This window comes from Hymenobacter ginkgonis, from assembly GCF_009755225.1.
Lineage (GTDB): Bacteria > Bacteroidota > Bacteroidia > Cytophagales > Hymenobacteraceae > Hymenobacter > Hymenobacter ginkgonis.
On record NZ_WQKZ01000001.1, the window covers coordinates 73,080 to 90,612 of the forward strand.

The 17,533-nt window shown below is 61.3% G+C and carries 14 protein-coding genes; 12 read left to right on the forward strand and 2 right to left on the reverse strand.

The features are described from left to right. Positions 1-415 precede the first annotated feature (415 nt). The 5 genes from GO988_RS00295 (at position 416) to GO988_RS24520 (ending at position 4,075) form a co-directional block, all read left to right on the forward strand. On the forward strand, positions 416-1,174 hold the full coding sequence (locus GO988_RS00295) for a glycine rich domain-containing protein (protein ID WP_198172441.1): 759 nt from the start codon (positions 416-418) through the stop codon (positions 1,172-1,174). A gap of 133 nt (positions 1,175-1,307) precedes the next feature. Further along, positions 1,308-1,658 carry a hypothetical protein gene (locus tag GO988_RS00300; RefSeq protein ID WP_157561545.1) on the forward strand — a complete coding sequence of 117 codons (351 nt, stop codon included), beginning with the start codon at positions 1,308-1,310 and terminating at the stop codon, positions 1,656-1,658. Then, positions 1,646-2,587, forward strand: coding sequence for a tail fiber domain-containing protein (locus GO988_RS00305; RefSeq protein WP_198172442.1), 942 nt, complete (start codon positions 1,646-1,648; stop codon positions 2,585-2,587). The genes GO988_RS00300 and GO988_RS00305 overlap by 13 nt, the downstream gene beginning before the upstream one ends. A 57-nt stretch (positions 2,588-2,644) precedes the next feature. After that, positions 2,645-3,688, forward strand: coding sequence for a hypothetical protein (locus GO988_RS00310; protein WP_157561547.1), 1,044 nt, complete (start codon positions 2,645-2,647; stop codon positions 3,686-3,688). Beyond that, positions 3,689-4,075 carry a T9SS type A sorting domain-containing protein gene (locus GO988_RS24520; RefSeq protein WP_157561548.1) on the forward strand — a complete coding sequence of 129 codons (387 nt, stop codon included), beginning with the start codon at positions 3,689-3,691 and terminating at the stop codon, positions 4,073-4,075. It begins immediately after the preceding gene. Positions 4,076-5,414: 1,339 nt separating this feature from the next. Here GO988_RS24520 and GO988_RS00320 read toward each other — a convergent pair. Together GO988_RS00320 and GO988_RS00325 are read right to left on the reverse strand one after the other, a co-directional pair. After that, positions 5,415-6,017: a hypothetical protein gene (locus tag GO988_RS00320; RefSeq protein WP_157561549.1), complete on the reverse strand. Its 603-nt coding sequence runs from the start codon at positions 6,015-6,017 to the stop codon at positions 5,415-5,417. A gap of 211 nt (positions 6,018-6,228) precedes the next feature. After that, positions 6,229-6,786 carry an AraC family transcriptional regulator gene (locus GO988_RS00325; protein WP_198172443.1) on the reverse strand — a complete coding sequence of 186 codons (558 nt, stop codon included), beginning with the start codon at positions 6,784-6,786 and terminating at the stop codon, positions 6,229-6,231. Positions 6,787-7,569: 783 nt separating this feature from the next. Here GO988_RS00325 and GO988_RS00330 point away from each other — a divergent pair. From GO988_RS00330 to GO988_RS00360, 7 genes are all read left to right on the forward strand, one after another. Further along, positions 7,570-8,154, forward strand: a complete 585-nt coding sequence (locus GO988_RS00330; protein WP_157561551.1) for a Crp/Fnr family transcriptional regulator — start codon at positions 7,570-7,572, stop codon at positions 8,152-8,154. A gap of 146 nt (positions 8,155-8,300) precedes the next feature. After that, positions 8,301-9,263, forward strand: a complete 963-nt coding sequence (locus tag GO988_RS00335) for a VOC family protein (RefSeq protein ID WP_198172444.1) — start codon at positions 8,301-8,303, stop codon at positions 9,261-9,263. A 58-nt stretch (positions 9,264-9,321) separates the two neighbouring features. Beyond that, complete coding sequence (locus GO988_RS00340; protein ID WP_157561553.1) at positions 9,322-10,008, forward strand: alpha/beta hydrolase; 687 nt, start codon at positions 9,322-9,324, stop codon at positions 10,006-10,008. 328 nt (positions 10,009-10,336) lie between these two features. Continuing rightward, positions 10,337-10,915, forward strand: coding sequence for a YdeI/OmpD-associated family protein (locus GO988_RS00345; protein ID WP_157561554.1), 579 nt, complete (start codon positions 10,337-10,339; stop codon positions 10,913-10,915). A gap of 89 nt (positions 10,916-11,004) precedes the next feature. Continuing rightward, complete coding sequence (locus tag GO988_RS00350; RefSeq protein WP_157561555.1) at positions 11,005-11,439, forward strand: hypothetical protein; 435 nt, start codon at positions 11,005-11,007, stop codon at positions 11,437-11,439. A gap of 283 nt (positions 11,440-11,722) precedes the next feature. Further along, positions 11,723-16,108: a CusA/CzcA family heavy metal efflux RND transporter gene (locus GO988_RS00355; protein ID WP_157561556.1), complete on the forward strand. Its 4,386-nt coding sequence runs from the start codon at positions 11,723-11,725 to the stop codon at positions 16,106-16,108. 52 nt (positions 16,109-16,160) lie between these two features. Then, entirely contained in the window at positions 16,161-17,354 is a 1,194-nt protein-coding gene (locus GO988_RS00360; protein ID WP_198172445.1) for an efflux RND transporter periplasmic adaptor subunit, read from the forward strand. The last annotated feature ends 179 nt before the right edge of the window (positions 17,355-17,533 follow it).

A 17,533-nucleotide genomic window follows, 5' to 3' on the forward strand; every position in this document is an offset into this window, starting at 1 on the left:
ATTAGGCGCTGTAAGTCAAGCGCTTGCAAAATCTGTCTACACTTTGTCCACGTTCCTTTTTAGGAAAAAGCTGAACGGGGTCGGGAAATTGTGGCCAGTTGGAGCAGTTGGCCGCTGCCCCCGCCCCCGAGCCCCTCGGTAACAGCGCCCGGCGCTGGTGGCCGCGCCGAAGTCTGAGGTCAGCCCTCGGCTCCGGTGCGGCCGCATGGGAGAGGGCCACTCCGGCTGCTCTGCTGCTGCTGCTATTTTAACTTATGTTTCAACGCTACTTCCTCGCCCCGCTGGCAGCCGTACTCTTGCTGGTTGCTGCCCCCGTTTCGCCCAGGCTCAGACTGGGGGCATCGGCACCACCGCCCCCAACGCCTCGGCGCTACTCGACCTCAATAGCACGAGCAAGGGCCTGCTGCCCCCGCGCATGAGCCAGCCGCAGCGCGATGCCATCGCTAGCCCGGCCAACGGCCTAACCATCTACAACACCAGCACCAACGCCCTCAATACCTGGAACGGCACGAGTTGGACCGAGGCTATTACCTCGGCTACGCAGCCTATCGTGCAAAACACCGCTACCACGTTTGTCTACACCGGCGGGGTGCAGACCTACACCGTGCCCGCTGGCATGTACAGCCTGGGCATCAATGCCAGTGGGGCGCAGGGCGGGGCCAACTACGATGGCACCCCGGGGGGCCTGGGCGGGCGTGTGGCCACCACGCTGGCCGTCACGCCTGGCGAAACGCTAACCTTGTACGTGGGCGGGCAGGGAGGTATGGGGCCTAATCCTGGCAGCGGGGGGGCGGGCTACAACGGGGGCGGCCAGGGCAGCAGCTTCAACGGTGGCGGCGGCGGGGCCACCGATGTGCGGGTGGGTGGTACCACCCTGGCCGAGCGGGTGCTGGTAGCCGCCGGCGGGGGCGGGGGCGGGCCGTATACATATAAGGCCAACAACGCCCGCGGCGGCGCCGGGGGCAGCCCATCGGCGAGGCCGGCTTTCAGCCCGAGAGTGGCACCAGTGGCGGCAGCGGGGCCACCTAGACCTCCGGTGCCGCCCTGGGCCAGGGTGGTAACGCCCCGAACGATAATGCGGGCGGCGGCGCGGGCGGCGGGGGCTACTACGGCGGCGGGGCGGGCCGCATCGGCGGGGGTGAGGGCGGCAGCTCCTGGGCGGCGGCCAGCCTGAGCAGCGTGACGTATTCGGGCGGCCCGAGCGGCGACGGCAGCCTCACCATTGCCCCGGTGGGCACGGCTGCCCCGGCCCTGAATGGCGCCAACATCACAAACGTGCCCGGCACCTGGAGTGTGAACGCACGGCCGTGTACCGCTACGGCAACGTGGGCATTGGCACCAGCAGCCCCACCCAGCTGCAAGAGGTGGCCGGGCAGGTGTTCAGCAGCACGGGGGGCTTCCGCTTCCCCGACAACTCGGTGCAAACCACGGCCACCACCGATGCCCAGCAGCTCAGCATCAGCGGCAGCACCATCAGCCTCACCAACGGCGGCAGCGTCACCGTGCCCAGCTCGGCCGATAACCTGGGCAACCACACCGCTACCAGGAATCTGAACCTGGGGCCTAACCTGCTGGTGGGCAACGGGGCAGCAGCGGCCTGGCCCTCACGAGCACGGGGCGGGTGGGCCTGGGCACCACGGCCCCGGTGTCGGACTTGAGCCTTAGCCAGGTGACCAGCCAGAGCAGCACCGCCGGCCAGAACCTGGGCGAACTAAGCTTCGTGGGTTTCAACCGTCCGAACGCTTCGGCCAGCATTCAGGCCCTAAGTAAGGACTACGACGATACGGGCCTCTTACTATTCAAAACCAGCCCCAACGGCTCCGGAGCCGTGGAGCGCCTGCGCATCACGGCCGACGGCCAGGTGGGCATCGGTACCAACAACCCCCAGGCCGGCCTGCACATCGACCGGCCCGAGAGCGGCAGCACTACGGCCCTGGGCGTGCTGCTGGGCGGCGGCACCAGCGGCAACCCCAGCATTGAGCTGCGCGGCAGCACCAGCTCGCCCTACCTCGACTTCGTGGAGAACCCCGGTCTCGACTACTCTACCCGCCTCATCAGCCAGGCGGGCACCCTCAACTTGCAGTACGGCGGCACGGCCACCAAGCCCAGTTACATCCTCAACGTGCAGGGCGGCCTGCAATGTGTGGGCACGGTGAACACCTCCGACCAGCGCCTCAAGCAGGACATCCGGCCCCTGAGCGGGGCGCTGGCCAGCGTGCTGTCCCTGCGCGGCGTGCGCTACCGCTGGAACACGCTGGGCGTGCAACGCGGCGGCACAGCCGGGGCCGAGCAGGTGGGCGTGCTGGCCCAGGAGGTGGAACAGGTGCTACCCGAGCTGGTGAGTACAGGCGCCGATGGCTACAAGGCCATGAATTACGCCCAGCTCACTCCCGTGCTCATCGAGGCCATCAAGGAGTTGAAGGCCGAGAACGACGCCCTTAAGGCCCGCGCAGCGGCCAGCGAAGCCAAAGCAACAGCCGCCGAAGCCGCCGCTGCCGCTGATAAAGCACAGGCCACCGCCACGCTGGAAACCTTCGAGGCCCGGCTGCGGCGCCTGGAGGCGGGCAGCGCCCAGGTCCAGCGTTAAACCCTGCTTTTGTACTAGGCGGCCGTTCTAGTGCGCTTTCCCTTTGTGCTTTTTCCGATGAAACTTCGCTTTACCCTGGCCCTGCTGCTACCTGCCCTCACTGGCGCGGCTCAAACCACGCTCACCAACGACGGTGGCACCCTTACAGTGCAAAACGGCGCCACGCTCTACGTGGACGGCGCGGTGCAAAACAACGCCACCGGCACGCTCACCAACGCCGGTACCGTGCAGCTCATTGGCGACCTCACCAACACCGGCACGCTGGTTTCGGGCGGCACGATGCTCTTTAGCGGCGCCACCGACCAAAATTTTGCGCCCGGCACGGCCAGTGTAGCAGCCCTCACCGTCGGCAACACCGGCGCGGTGGGTGCCAATCGACTTCTTCTTACCCAGGACCTTACCGTGAGCTCGTTGCTGACGCTGAGCCAAGGTCTGCTGCGCACCCAGGTGGCCGGCGGCGCGCTCCGCACCCTGAGCCTGCCTGCCGGGGGCCGAGTGGTCGGCGAAGGCCCCGGCCAGTACGTGCAGGGCCGCCTGCAAGTGACGCGCACCGCCGTCAATAGCAGCACGGGCTCGGTCGATTTCACTAATGGCCTGGTGTTGAATCCCAACGGCCAGAACCTAGGGGCCGTCACGGTGACGCGCACGGCAGGCCTGCAAGCAGCGGGCACCAGCTACGGCACCAATTTGGGCAGCACCAACAAGAGCATCGATCGGGTGTGGCAGGTAGCACCCGAGCTGCCCCTGAATGCCGCCACCCCCGCTTCGGCCACGGTGAGCTGGGTAAGCGACGATGACAACGGCTTTAACCCGGCCACCCCCGCCCACCTCTGGCGCGCCGACCAGGCCAGCGGCCCCTGGGTGGCGCAGGGTGCGGCGGCCAGCGCCAGTGCTCGCAGCTTCACAGCCAATACTACGCAGCTGGGCACGCTCACCGTCAGTAATACCAGCGCCCCGCTGCCCGTGACGCTGGTTGCCTTCTCGGCCGAGCGCCAGGGCCCCGACGGGCTGCTGCTCTGGACCACGGCCTCGGAGTTGCGCAATGCCTACTTCGGGGTGGAAAGTAGCACCAACGGCACTGTGTTTCAGTCCCTAGGCTAGGTGGCGGGCCAGGGTACCAGCAGCCAGACCCACGACTACCAGTGGCTCGACCGCAGCCTGGCCCGTTACGCGGCCACTCTGGTGTACTACCGCCTGCGGCAGGTGGACCAGGATGGCACCGTGAACTACTCGCCCGTGCGGAGCGTAGCTGTGCCAGTGGTTGCGGGCCTAGCCCTGTTTCCAAACCCCACGCGGGCGACGGCGACCCTTACCGGGGTTGAGCCCGGCACGCAAGTACAAGTGTACGACGCGCTAGGTCGCCTCGTCCTCGCGGCCACGGCCGATGCGGCTGGCACGGCAGCCCTGCGGCTGCCGCCCGGGCTGGCCCAGGGAGTCTACCTGGTGCGCGTAGGCTCGAAAGCCCTGCGACTGAGTGTAGCCGACTAGCCATGGGGGTAGCAATGACGTGACAGCCATGCGTCAGCTCTGCCCCCAGAACCGAGCGACGCGTCGGAGTTTGAGGTCAGCCCTCGGCTCTGGCGGTGCCGCACTAAAACCGGCTACTTACCACCTCTTTTTTACTGGTATCCCCTCCCGCTTTTTCTATGTTGAAACGTTATTGCTTTGCGTCTCTATCAGCGCTACTACTGGTTACCTCCTTCGCCGCTCAAGCCTAATGCGGGCTTTTTCTACGCCATAAGGAAAGGAAAGCGATGGGCGAAGATTTTACTTGCTGTCCTTCCCATAGGGGCTGTTGTCACCAATGCGGCTAGCCTTTCTAGCTTCAAGACGGACTTTTTAAATGTCCTAAGCTATGCGTTATACGTTGTGAGCCATGCCTGGGCGCTAATGTTACTCTTTAGGAAACCCCTGCTACAGGTGTAAACTCACGCATAGAACTGCTAGGAGTAATACGCCCGCGAGTAGAAATGAGAAAAGCTCTAGCTTCTCAGGCTAGGGTTTTTAAGCATTATTGAATCATGGACTAAAGATTAGCTAGCTTATCAGTAGAGGCTGCCCGACCTTCAGCGGCCTTAAAATCTACCCATTTCACATGCGGTGGACTCTGCTGTAAAGCCTGAGCTGTCGCTTGGGCTAGCCGGTTATAGTCGATAACTGGGGCAGGCTGCCCACTAGTGCTGAGTCAGGCATGTCCCTTCGGTCAGGATTCACTGCCGTTGAGCAGAGGATAGCTGGCGAAAGTGGGAATGCATCCTCTCCTGCACGTGAACCCTTTTGCAGCACCGAGCCGGTCGCACAAACGAGTCCAAATAATGCAAGCCGTTTTGAGCGAAAGCCGCGCCGTTGCGGGTAGTTTTGTAACCGCTTAATTCAAGGTCCTTACGAACAATGAAATAATTCTTTACGCATTTTATAGCTGTGATTACCTCGCTGGGCTTGTTACCTGGACTCGCAGCAGGCCAAGCGCTGGTGTAAGTAGCCGGCAGTCTGCTCGTCACGACGTGGCGAGCCGGCCATCACGGCGGCCTCGGCCGGGCAAAAGAACTGCCACGCATCTCTAATAGCACTGGCCTAGTGCCATCGTCAGTCGGCGGGGTGGTGATGCGGGTGCCACGATTAGCCAGATAAAAAAATAGCTAGCTGAGACAGAAAAGATGTGTCTTTTCTGTCTCAGCTAGCTATTCACTTTAGGCGATAGTATCTGGCGACGGTAGAAATCACCAGATACTTAAGAGGCAAGAAGTGCGCTTTGCTTAGCATCCAACGCGCGCAAAGCCACCGTACTTGCCAGGGGAGGAGTAGTGCGACTTAGCCGCTGCAATAGCTACGCAGGTGTTTTCGCTTTCCCCATTAATACGCCGATAAGGGCGCTAAAAGCCTCGTTTGTAATCCAACCCGTTATTTTATCTTTCCAGTTAGGGCTGGTAGTCCAACCAACGTCGGCGCCTATGGGCCGGTCTAAGTACACTAAAAAATCAGCGGCCGGTTCGACGCGTTCATTAAGAACGGCAACGAACGAGTCGAGTGGAATTTTTTTGCCTTTTTCGCTCGTAGGGCCGTAAATCTGCCACTCAAAAGACGGACTGGAGGCCCACTCTAGATTGATGCCGGAAGTGCGGTGCGCGTAGCGCAAAAAGGCGTCCCCACCCCCAATGCCCAGGGCTACTTTTTCGCCGGTCAGTATTTCCCGGTCCTTGCCATCGGGCAATGCAAAGTGGATTTTATGTTCCTTAGGACTAGTAATATAACCCAGATTAATGCCTATATCGGTCTTGTGATAAGTCAGATAGCCGTTGTTCGTTTTGCAAAACATATTCAGGCCATTGCCCGCATTGTCGGTAGAGTAGCGGTGTTGCGCAGTAAGGTTTCCGGTTTTGCCACCGAATTTCCAAACCACTACTTCCTTAGGGATGCTTACCGGGTCCATACATGCAGCTGTTAAAGGGTTTGTGAAAAAATAATAGCGCCGCTCCAAAACGGAGCCAGCGTAACGCCTCCTAAATTCCAGTCCGACTAGTGCCAGTGGGAAATGGGAATCCTGTAATAGCAGTCGGTACTGATGGTGGGCAAATGTATATTTTGTTTATTGTCAATGTATTGTAAAAATCGGCCAACTGAATCAATCACCCGGGTGAGGGTCAGAATGCAGCTACGGCCTTGATGAAGCAGCCATCAAAATCCTGATTTGCACTGAAGTATTGGGTAGGAGAGTGCCCGGTGAAATGCTGAAAGTCTTTGATGAAGTGGGACTGGTCGTAGTACCCAAACCGGTGGACGACATCCAGCCAAGTCACAGTAGGCGTTCGGAGTAAGTGGTGCATGACGGCCCGGAAGCGGATGAGGTGAGCGTACTGCTTCGGCGCCAGCCCAATTTGGTCGGTAAACTTGCGCGTGAGTGAACGCGAGCTAACTCGTTCTTGCACGCATAACTGGCCTACTTTAACCTGCCCTTGCGTTTGAAAAATGCGTTGTATTGCCCCGTTCACTTCGCTGGGCCGGGCAATGGCATTTCGGAAAAGCCGCTTCAAAAAAGCGTCTAGCACGGCCAGCTGGCCCAGTTGGGTTGTTTCGGCCGCGAGCTGATCCGCCAAAAACTGATATTCCGGCAGCAGACCGTCGAGCTTGACAACGGAATCGGTGAAGTCCGCCATCGCTATCCCCAGTCCCGACAGGGCCATGGGTTGCAGCGCGACCATATAGGCTTGCGTAGCGCTCACCTTCAGCATCCAGTATTGGGTGGCTTGCCCCAGCAGGTATACTCCCGTGGTGAGGGGCCCGCTTTGTATGGGTTGAAGAAATTCCAGCGGAGTCCCGCTTTCCTTTGTAATTATCAGTAGGGCCGGTAGTCCCCGGGGGATGGTAGGCAGCACCTGTGGCGCGGCATAAGTGCTACAGCCGTACAGGTACCCGCATACGAAAGGCCGCAGTTCTTCGGCAGGGGCAAAGCTTTGAACAATCATGACTTCGGGTATTTATTCGCCCAAAATGTTGTCATTTTCCGCTGTACTAAGGTGAACTGCTCGGAGGCCAGCCAAGCTGAAACTTGCCTTCCCAAACCGTCTCCGTATGCAGCAATATGTCGCTCCAGCAGGTGCCTCGCTTCGTGCCCGCCCTGGACTACCCAACTACCAGGCGGTGGCGCACTTGCTCACTATCCTCCTGCCTCTCATGCACCGCTCTAACGCAAAACCTAGCGCCCGCTACCCCTCGCTTTTCCGTGACAGTGAGGAAGGTATTTTGCAAAAGTAGAAGAGGGCACCGGTGGTTATATCAGTGCCGACACTGAATCTGCGGACACTTGCCGTGCGGTTGGGAATGCACCGACAAGGAGCAACTTAAGCCGGGCGTCTATAGCGCGTAGAGCTACTACATTGGCGGCGATAGACCGACCACTACGGCTGAACTTCACGAGTACCTTTTATTACTGCATTAAATTGGACTAAGAGGGGCAAGCACATGGATTCTAGTACCTTCAACGCATGGAATTTCTTGCGGCGCATCACTTCCTGCGGGCCCACTTACAGGCGCGCGTGCCCCTTCCCAACGCAGACTTTGCCATCTTTCAGCGTTACCTGCGCCCGCAGATACTGCGCAAACGGCAGCACCTGCTCCTGGCTGGCGAACCCTGCACGCACCTGGCCTTCGTAACTCAAGGATGCCTGCGGAGCTACTCGCTCAATGGGCAAGGCCACGAGCACACGCTGCAGTTTGCGCCGGAAGACTGGTGGGTTTCGGATATCTATAGCCTGCTTACCCAGCAGCCCAGCACTCTGAGCATTGATGCGCTGGAAGACACGCACTTGCTGTTGCTGGCTCAGGCCGACCTGGAAACTATTTACGCGCAATTCCCCATTTTCGAGCGCTATTTTCGCCTCCTGATGCAAAGCCGCTACGTGGCCCTGCAAGAGCGCGTTAACGCCTCGCTAAGCCAGACAGCGAGCGAAAAGTACCAGCACTTTTTACGCAAATACCCCGGCATTGCCCAGCGCGTGCCCCAGCATTTTATTGCTTCCTACCTGGGCATTACGCCCGAGTCGCTGAGCCGGGTGCGCCGGCAGCTGTAGGCAGGAGGGGATGGGATTAGGGAGTAGGGCGGCCTAAGGCAAGGGGCCGGCAAATGCTTTCTTATCCTAGGATAAGGCGCGGAGCCCTGCCGGTAGGGGACCTTTGGTGGAGTCTTTCATTTCCCAAAAGAATCACTCTCCCTGCTATGCTACCAGCTGAAGATACGCGCCCACCAGCGCTGCTCCCCTATACCGCGCTACCAGCCGAGCGTATCGGAATGCATCCGCCTACCGAACTACCTGCCAACGTGCGCTTGGGTACCGTGCACCTGGCAGTTGCCAACCTAGCCCGCTCGCTAGGCTTTTACCAGCATGTAGTGGGGTTTCAGTTGCTGCGCCAGTTGCCAGCCACCGAGGACCAAGCCGCCGTGGCTGAGCTGGGTGTGGCCGATAGCTCGCAGGTAGTGGTGCGGCTGCAAGAGCAGCTGGGGGCCCGCCCAGTGCCCCGGCGGGGCCGGCTGGGTATCTACCACCTAGCGGTGCTGCTACCCACCCGCGCCTACTTGGGCCGCTTTTTGCGGCACGTGCGGGCCCTTGGGGTGCATGTGGGTGCCTCCGACCACCTCTATAGTGAGGCTACGTACGTAGTTGACCCCGATGGCTTTACGATAGAAGTGTACCGTGACCGGCCGCGCTCGGAGTGGTTAGTCACGGCAGAGGGAGAAATTCAGTCAGCCCTCGAGCCGCTTGATGAGGTCGGGTTGCGGCAAGCGGCCGGCAACACGCCTTGGCAGGGCCTACCAGCGGGTACTACCATTGGCCACCTGCACTTTTATACGGGTAGCCTGGCCCAGGCGGCGGCATTTTACCACCAAGCGCTGGGCTTTGATATAGAAACCTGGAGCCTGCCGGGGGCGCTATTTGTAGGGGCTGGCGGCTACCACCACCACTTGGGCCTGAACGTGTGGGCCGCCGGCTCGCCCGCCGCCACCACCGCCGATGCCCGCATGCTGCGCTGGGAACTGTGGCTACCCGATGCTGCCACCCGCGACGCCGCCGCCGCGCGCCTGCAAGCGGCCGGCTACCCCGTGGGCCTGACGCCCGAAGGCCCGATAGCCACCGACCCTTGGGGCATTCGCCTGTTGCTGTGCGCCGAGGCCCAGCCATAAGCCGTCGCCGCAGCCCGTAACGGCTGGTCTTTCTCCCACTTTTCCCCTAGCTATTTCCATGACTGTCGCTTCCAGCCCGCAGCCCGCGCTGCTCACCGATTTATCCTTGGCGTATCGCCTGCTCAATCCGGCCCAGGCTACGGGAGCTAAACGGTTGCTACTGATGCTACATGGGGTAGGCGGCAACGAGCTGAACCTGCTGCCGGTAGGCAAGCAGCTAGCCGATGCCCACACGCTGGTGCTTTCGGTGCGCGCCCCGCTGGTATTGGGGCCAATGGGCTTTGGCTTTTACCAAGTCGATTTTTCGACGGGTAAGCCCGTCTTCAACCAGGCCCAGCAGCAGGATGGGCAGCGCCTGCTGCTTCGCTTCATTGGTGAGGCCTCGGCTCGGTACAGCATTCCGTCTGGGCAGGTGTATTTGCTGGGTTTCAGCCAGGGAGCTATCATGGCCTACGACGTGGCTTTGACCCAACCGGCGCAAGTGCGTGGCGTGCTGGCATTCAGCGGCCGCATGCTGGCAGAGTCGCGCCAGCACCATGCCCCGGCGGCCGCTATTAAGAAGGTGCAGTTCTTTCTCAGCCATGGCCGCCACGACGAGAAGCTGCCGGCTTTCTATGCCGACGAGGCCATGACGTTTCTGCAAACCTTGGGCATCATACCGCACTACGAGGCGTTTGAGGGTGGGCACGAAATATCGGCCAGCAGCCTGGCGGCAGCGCGCAAGTGGCTGGCCAAACAACCTTGATGCGGCTGCTTTAATGACTTCAGAACAGCTAGGTTGCTTCTAGAACTAGGGGTAGGGCAGGCCCTACCCCTAGTTCTAGAAGCAACCTAGCCGCGTAAAGCAAACCCCGCGTAGAAAAGCTGCACTTAGGAGAAGCTCTGTCACCTAGTCGACATCACGCTTACCTGCCTCATGCGGGCGGCGCTGAATGAAGATTTTTGCTAAGGGCTATCTTGAGTTTGCGAAGGACCTGCTTTGTTCCTTTGAGCTTGGTTCTAGATGACGTAGCGCTGAAAAAGTTTTTCCAAACTCAAGCGGGCAATGCTTTTTGAATTACTAAACAAGCACAATGGCAAAGTCGGAAGCACTGGTGGTATGTCCCCAAAACCGGCAGCAATGGCGGGAGTGGCTGCAAGCGCACCACGACCAGCACCAGAGCGTCTGGTTGGTTTATTATAAAAAGAAGTCCGCTACGCCGACTTTGACTTGGAGCGAAGCCGTGGACGAAGCGCTGTGCTTCGGCTGGATAGACAGCCAGGCCAAGCCGCTGGATGAAGAAAAATACCAGCAGTTCTTCAGCCGCCGCAAGCCCCAAAGTGGCTGGTCGAGAGTTAATAAGAATAAAATACAGCGGCTGCTTGCCGAAGGCAAGATGATGCCTGCCGGCCTCGCCAGCATCGAAACGGCGAAACAAAACGGCTCTTGGACGCTGCTTGACGAGGTAGAAGAATTGCGCTTGCCGACCGACCTAGAACGGGAATTTGACCAATACCCCGCGGCCCGAACCCACTTCTTAAGCCTAAGCCGGACCGCTAAACGCAACTTATTGCAGTGGTTGGTTTTGGCGAAACGGCCCGCAACCCGTCAAAAGCGCATGGCGGTTATTCTGGCATTAGCAAACCAGCCAGAGAAATCCGCTTCTATGTAAGTGCGGCGCGTATTTTCTTGCCTAGGTCGATGCGCTACCTGTGGAGACGGGCCCGCCAAAGCATTGCAGTGTAGTTACCTTTGCACCGCGTGCTAAAGTCCATCACCGCCATTTGCCTGAGCTTGTTCATGCTCGTCAGCAGCCTGATTCCGCAGAATGATGTGGAGGAATTGGGCAAGCTGCCCGCGCTGTTTCGGCACTACCGCTACCATGCGCAGCCGGCGCAGGGTGGGCTCTCGCTGGGGCAATTTCTGGTGCAGCACTACGCGGCCGGCGCGGCCAGCGGCACCGATTCGTGGCACCTAGGCAGCGTGGCCAAAATAAAACGCCAGCCTGAAGAGCACGATAGCCTACCCCTGCAAGGGCAGCACAACGTGCCGCCGCTGGTGTACCTGGTGCCCACTGTGCGGCTGGCCCTTACCCCCAGCCGCCTCCAGTGGGTGACCAAGGCCCGCCCCCGGCTGGCCCAGCTCCGCTATGCCGATGCGCATGGCCCGGCGCTCTTGCAGCCACCCCGAGCGTAAGCTAAGCCACCCGTTAGGGAGAATTTCTGCCCAGCCAGTTCGTGCGCGAACGGGTAGGGCGCGGAGCTAATCAATTTATTTTCTGAACATTGCCCAGTCGATTGACGCGCATGGATGCGTTGATTGCGGGTGCTGCCAGCTGGTGCCTTCGGGTGGTTGGCTGGGTTGTTCAGGGGTCACCTTTGCCCGCACGCGGGCCTGCTCGGCGGGCCGCGTAGCCGGTGGGTACGGCGCGCCACGGGGCAGCCGGCCGCTGGCTGCTTGGGGCACAAATTCAGTTTTCATGCTCTCCAACATTATTGCGGCCAGCATCCACAACAAGCTGTTTGTGGTGTTGCTGGTGGCGGCGCTGGTAGCGTGGGGCGGCTATTCGGCCGTGCACCTGCCGCTCGACGCCATCCCCGATATTACCAATAATCAGGTTCAGGTCATCACCCAAAGCCCGGCACTGGCCGCGCAGGAAGTCGAGCAGCTGCTCACCATCCCGCTCGAATTGCAGCTGCGCACTGTGCCCGGCGTGACGGAAATTCGCTCGACTTCGCGCTTCGGCTTGTCGGTGGTTACGGTCATCTTCGGCGACGACGTCGATACCTACCTCACCCGGCAGCTGGTGGCCGAGAAATTACGCTCGGCCGAAGGGCAGCTCAGTCCTGGCACGGGCCGGCCCGAGATGGCTCCCATCACTACCGGCCTAGGCGAGATTTACCAGTACGCCCTGCGCGTAGAGCCGGGCTATGAAAAGCAGTTTACGCTGGCCAAGCTGCGCGACATTCAGGACTGGACCATTAAGCGCCAGCTGGCTGGCGTGCCCGGCGTGGTAGATGTGAGCAGCTTCGGCGGCGACGTGCGCCAGTATGAAGTGAGCGTGGTGCCCGACCGCCTCAACGCGGCCGGCGTGGCCCTGCCCGAGCTGCTGCACGCCCTGCAAGTCAACAACGCCAACACCGGCGGCAGCTACCTAGAGCGCGGCCCCAATGCCTACTTTATCAGGGGTGAGGGCCGGGTAAACTCGCTGGCCGATATCGGCAACATCGTGGTCAAGCGCGTGGGCGCTACCCCCCTGCTGGTGCGCGACGTGGCCACCGTGGGCATGGGCCGCGCCATGCGCTACGGCGCCATGACGCGCAACGGCCAGGGCGAAACCGCAGGGGGCATCGTGCTCATGCTCAAAGGAGCCAGCTCGGAAGAAACCATCAAGGGCGTGAAGACGCGGGTGGCCGAAATCCAGAAAACCTTACCTAAGGGCCTCACCGTGGTGCCCTTCCTCGACCGCACCAAGCTCATCGACAAAGCCATTGCCACCGTGAGCCACAACTTACTCGAAGGCGGCATTATCGTGGTGCTGGTGCTACTGCTGCTGCTCGGCAACTGGCGCGCCGGCGTGGTAGTGGCCAGCATGATACCCTTGTGTATGCTCTTTGCGCTGGGCCTGATGCGCACCTTTGGCGTGTCGGCTAACCTGATGAGCCTAGGTGCCTTAGACTTCGGCCTCATCGTGGATGGCGCGGTGATTATCGTGGAAGCCATGATTTTCCACCTCGTGCACCAGCGCGAGCAGGCCGCCCACGAAAGTATGGACGACGTGGCCACGGCCGCCGCCACGCGCATGATGCGCTCGGCGCTATTTGGGCAGCTCATTATCCTCATCGTGTACTTCCCCATTCTGGCCCTCACGGGCATCGAGGGCAAGATGTTCCGGCCGATGGCGCTGACGGTGAGCTTCGCCATTGTGGGCGCTATGCTGCTGTGCCTCACGTATGTGCCAGCTGTGTCGGCCTGGGCGTTGCGCAAGGATATTAAGGAGGAAGGCACCCTGGCCGACCGTATTATGAAGCTTTTGTACCGGGGCTACCAGCCGCTCATTACGGGTGCGCTGCGGCGGCGCGGGCTGGTGGTGGGCGGGGCCCTAGGCTTGCTAGCGCTGGCCATATTCCTGTTTTTGCGGATGGGCGGCGAGTTCGTGCCCCAGCTCGACGAGGGCGACTTTGCCGTGAACGTGACCCTGAAGCCCGGCAGTTCGCTGAGCCAGAGTATCGCCACCACCACCAAAGTGCAGCAGATTCTGCTCAAAAACTTCCCCGAAGTGGCGCAGGTGGTGGGCAAAATTGGCACTTCCGAAATCCCCACCGACCCGATGTCGCTAGAGGATTCCGACCAGATTGTGGTGCTCAAGGACCAGAAAGAATGGACTTCGGCCCACTCGCGGGAGGAGCTGGCGAATAAAATGCAGGCCGCGCTGGCGGGCATTCCGGGCATCACGCTGGAGTTTCAGCAGCCCATTCAGATGCGGTTTAATGAGTTGATTTCGGGGGCGAAGTCCGATATCAGCATCAAGATTTACGGCGAGGACTTGGAGGTGCTCTACGACAAGGCCACGGCGGCTGGGGCGCTCATCCGGCCGCTGGCGGGGGTAGGCGACCTGAAGGTGGAGCAAATCGCGGCCCTGCCACAAATGCGAGTCACCTACGACCGCCCCAAGCTGGCCCGCTACGGCCTCAATGTGGAAGACCTCAATACGCTCATTCGCAGCAGCTTCGCGGGCGATGTGGCCGGGCAAGTATTTGAAGGCGAGCGTCGTTACGACCTGGTGGTGCGCCTCGACTCGGCCCACCGGCGCGGCATCACCGACTTGAGCAGCCTATACGTGGACTTGCCCGATGGCCAGAAAATACCGCTCTCCGAAGTCGCCACCATCGCCTTCCGCAACGCGCCCATGCAGGTGAGCCGCGACGATGCCCGGCGCCGCATCAACATCGGCGTGAACGTGCGCAACCGCGATGTGGAGAGCCTAGTAGCTGAAATTCAACAAACGTTGAATGCCAAGCTGCCCTTGCCCACCGGCTATACCATTGCCTACGGTGGACAATTTGAAAACCTGCAAAAGGCCAAGGCGCGCCTGCAAATCGCGGTGCCGGTGGCCCTAGGGCTCATTTTCCTGCTGCTTTTCCTCTCGTTCCGGTCGGTGAAACAGGCGACGCTCATTTTTACGGGTATTCCGCTGGCGGCCATTGGCGGCATTCTGGCGCTGTGGGCGCGGAGCATGCCGTTTAGCATTTCGGCGGGGGTAGGGTTTATTGCGCTATTCGGCGTGGCGGTGCTCAACGGTATCGTGTTGGTTGCCAGCATCAATGACTTTGCCAGCGAAGGCGTGACTAGCGTGCACCTGCGCGTGCTACGCGCCACCGCCGAACGCTTCCGGCCGGTGCTGCTCACGGCGGCGGTGGCCTCCCTAGGCTTCCTGCCCATGGCGCTTAGCTCATCAGCCGGGGCCGAGGTGCAGAAGCCGCTGGCCACCGTGGTTATCGGCGGACTGATTTCGGCCACGCTGCTGACCCTGCTCGTGCTGCCGGTGCTTTATACCCTGCTCACCAAAGATGGCGAGCCGAGCCCCTCGGAGTTGGATCCGGCCGAGGCCTCGCGCCCAAAGACTACGCCGATGGTGGCGGGCTTGCTGCTACTGGCTCTGCTGGGTGGCACCACGACGGCGAGCGCCCAAACGGCTACTGCTGTGCCAAACCCGCCTAGCGGCCCCCTCAGCTTGGCGCAGGCCTTGCAAACTGGCCTAGGCCAGAGCTTGCTGTTGCAAGGCTCGGCCCTCGAAACGGAGCGCCAGCGCGCCCTGACCCGCACTGGCTACGACATTCCGCGCACGCTGGTCGACTACCAGTACGGACAGATTTCGGGGCCGCTCAAAGACCAGAGCTTCAACGTGATTCAGCAAACTTCGCTGCCGACGTTGTACGCGGCCCAGCGCAAGCTGCTGAATGCGCAAACCACAACGGCCGAGCAGCGCGCCCGCGTGCAGCGCCGCGAATTGGCCCAGACTATTCGCCTCAGTTACTACCGCTTGCTGGCCGACTACCGCCGCTTGGTGCTACTGCGCCAGCAGGATAGCCTCTACCGGCGCGCCGCCCATGCGGCCAGCGTGCGCTACCGCACCGGCGAAACCAACCGCCTCGAACAGGTATCAGCCGAAGCCCGCGCCCAGGAATTGAGCAACCAACTCGCTACCCTGCGCACCACCGTGCAGGTGCAGCACCAGCAGCTAGGTGTGCTGCTGAACGCGGGCGGCCCGGTGGTCATCGACACCACCGCTCAACTGGTGGCCCCGCTAACCGTAGCCGACACGGCCGCCCTGTCGCCCGATTCTAACCCCACGCTGGGTTTGTTGCGCCAGCAAATAACCGTCAGTCAGCAGCAAACTAAGGTGGAGCAGCTGCGGCGCCTGCCCGACGTGCGGGTAGGCTACTTCAACCAGAGTATCAACCTAGAGCGTGGCTTTTCGGTGGGGCAGGTGGGGCTGTCGCTGCCGCTGCTGGGCGGTGTGCAGAAGGCCCGCGTGGCCGCCGCCCGCCTCGGCGAGCAGGCTGCCAGCACCCAGCTTACTTATGTAGAAGCCCAGCTGGCAGGCCGCCTGGTGGGCCTGCGCCAGCAGCTGGCCCGCGCCCGCGCCTCGCTGGCTTACTACGAGCGCACGGCCCTGCCGCAGGCCCGCCTCATCCTGAACACGGCCGAAAAAAGCTTCCGGGCCGGCGACGTGGACTACGTGACTTACGTGGTAAACACCGAGCCCGCCTGGCGCATCCGCCAGGCTTACCTCGACCAAGCCGTGCAATACGACGAGCTGGTCATTGAGCTGCAAACCCTTACGGGCACGGAATTGCAGTAATCCTTTTTTGTCTCTGATTATGAAGTATATAACAAGCGGTTTTTTAGGCTGCATGCGCTTTCAAGTGGTCGGTGTGGCGTTACTAGTTAGCGGGTTAGCGGGTTGTCACTCTGCTCCTAGCCAGCCGGCAGCAGCTGCTAGTCCTCAGGCAGCGGCCACTCCGGTACCTCTGGCAGCCAGCGCGCCCGATGTGGTGAGCATTTCGCCGGCTCAGTACACGGCGGCGGGCATCGAAATGGGCGGATTCACGCGCCAAAACATGACGACCAACGTGGTGGCCAACGGCGTCATCGACGTGCCGCCCCAGAACCAGGCGTCCGTCTCGGCGGTGCTAGGCGGCTACGTGCAGACCGTGCAAGTGCTGCCGGGCCAGCACGTGCGGAAAGGCCAGGCCATTGCCGTGCTACGCCACCCCGACTACCTCAAGCTGCAACAGGAATACCTGCAAAGCCAGGCGCGGGTGCGGTTTCTTACCCAGGAGTTGGCCCGCCAGCGCACCCTCGATGCTGAGGACGTAGGAGCCCGCCGCAAGCTAGAGCAGGCCCAGGCCGACTACGCCACCGAGCAGGCTACGGTGCATTCGCTGGCCGGGCAGCTACGGCTGCTGGGCCTAGACCCGGCCCGCCTCAGCCCCACCCGCCTCACGCCGAGCGTCACGCTGGTGTCGCCCATCGGGGGTTTCGTGAAGGCGGTTAACATCAAACCCGGCCAGTACGTGGACCCGCAAGTGGTGCTGGCCGAAATCGTGGACCGCTCTGACCTGCACCTGGAGCTGAAGGTGTTTGAAAAAGACATCGCCCGCGTGCACAAGGGGCAGCACGTGCTTTTCAAGGTACCTGCCAGCGCAGTAGCACAAGAGTTTGGGGCGCAAGTATTTCTGGTGGGTAAAGCCTTCAGCGACGATGCCCGCACGGTGAGCGTGCACGCCCACCTCGACGCCGACAACGACGCCCTGCTACCCGGCCAGTACGTGGCCGCCCAGATTCAGACCGCCAGCCACCAACAAACTACGCTGCCCGACGAGGCCGTGATTCAGGGCGAGGGCTACAGCTACATTTTTGCTCGCCAGCCAGCGGGCAGCGGCGCGGGCTACCGCTTCCGGCGCTACAAGGTCAAGGCTGGCCCCGTCCAGAATGGCGACCGTGCTATCGAGCCCCTCGATGTGCTGCCCGACACCGCGCAGCTCGTGCGCCAGGGCGCTTACTTCCTCGAAGCCGAGCTAACCAAGGGCCAGCAGGCCGACTAACGCCAGGACCTTTTGTAAGTAACAGCAGCGGCTCCTTCGCGGCTCACCATGACCAGCCTTTTCCTACTGCCGCCCGTGGTGGGTGCCCTGCTACCCTGGGACTCCTGATGGCTATCGGCGTCGCTATTTTTTTAGCTGGACTGCTGGCAGGAATAGGTCACCGATTGTTTCGACCAATT

Coding starts and splice junctions, on each gene's coding strand:
- GO988_RS00295 (WP_198172441.1), top strand. CDS start 416: ATGAGCCAGCCGCAGCGCGATGCCATCGCTAGCCCGGCCAACGGCCTA.
- GO988_RS00310 (WP_157561547.1), top strand. CDS start 2,645: ATGAAACTTCGCTTTACCCTGGCCCTGCTGCTACCTGCCCTCACTGGC.
- GO988_RS00320 (WP_157561549.1), bottom strand. CDS start 6,017: ATGGACCCGGTAAGCATCCCTAAGGAAGTAGTGGTTTGGAAATTCGGT.
- GO988_RS00325 (WP_198172443.1), bottom strand. CDS start 6,786: ATGGTCGCGCTGCAACCCATGGCCCTGTCGGGACTGGGGATAGCGATG.
- GO988_RS00330 (WP_157561551.1), top strand. CDS start 7,570: ATGGAATTTCTTGCGGCGCATCACTTCCTGCGGGCCCACTTACAGGCG.
- GO988_RS00335 (WP_198172444.1), top strand. CDS start 8,301: ATGCTACCAGCTGAAGATACGCGCCCACCAGCGCTGCTCCCCTATACC.
- GO988_RS00340 (WP_157561553.1), top strand. CDS start 9,322: ATGACTGTCGCTTCCAGCCCGCAGCCCGCGCTGCTCACCGATTTATCC.
- GO988_RS00345 (WP_157561554.1), top strand. CDS start 10,337: ATGGCAAAGTCGGAAGCACTGGTGGTATGTCCCCAAAACCGGCAGCAA.
- GO988_RS00355 (WP_157561556.1), top strand. CDS start 11,723: ATGCTCTCCAACATTATTGCGGCCAGCATCCACAACAAGCTGTTTGTG.
- GO988_RS00360 (WP_198172445.1), top strand. CDS start 16,161: ATGCGCTTTCAAGTGGTCGGTGTGGCGTTACTAGTTAGCGGGTTAGCG.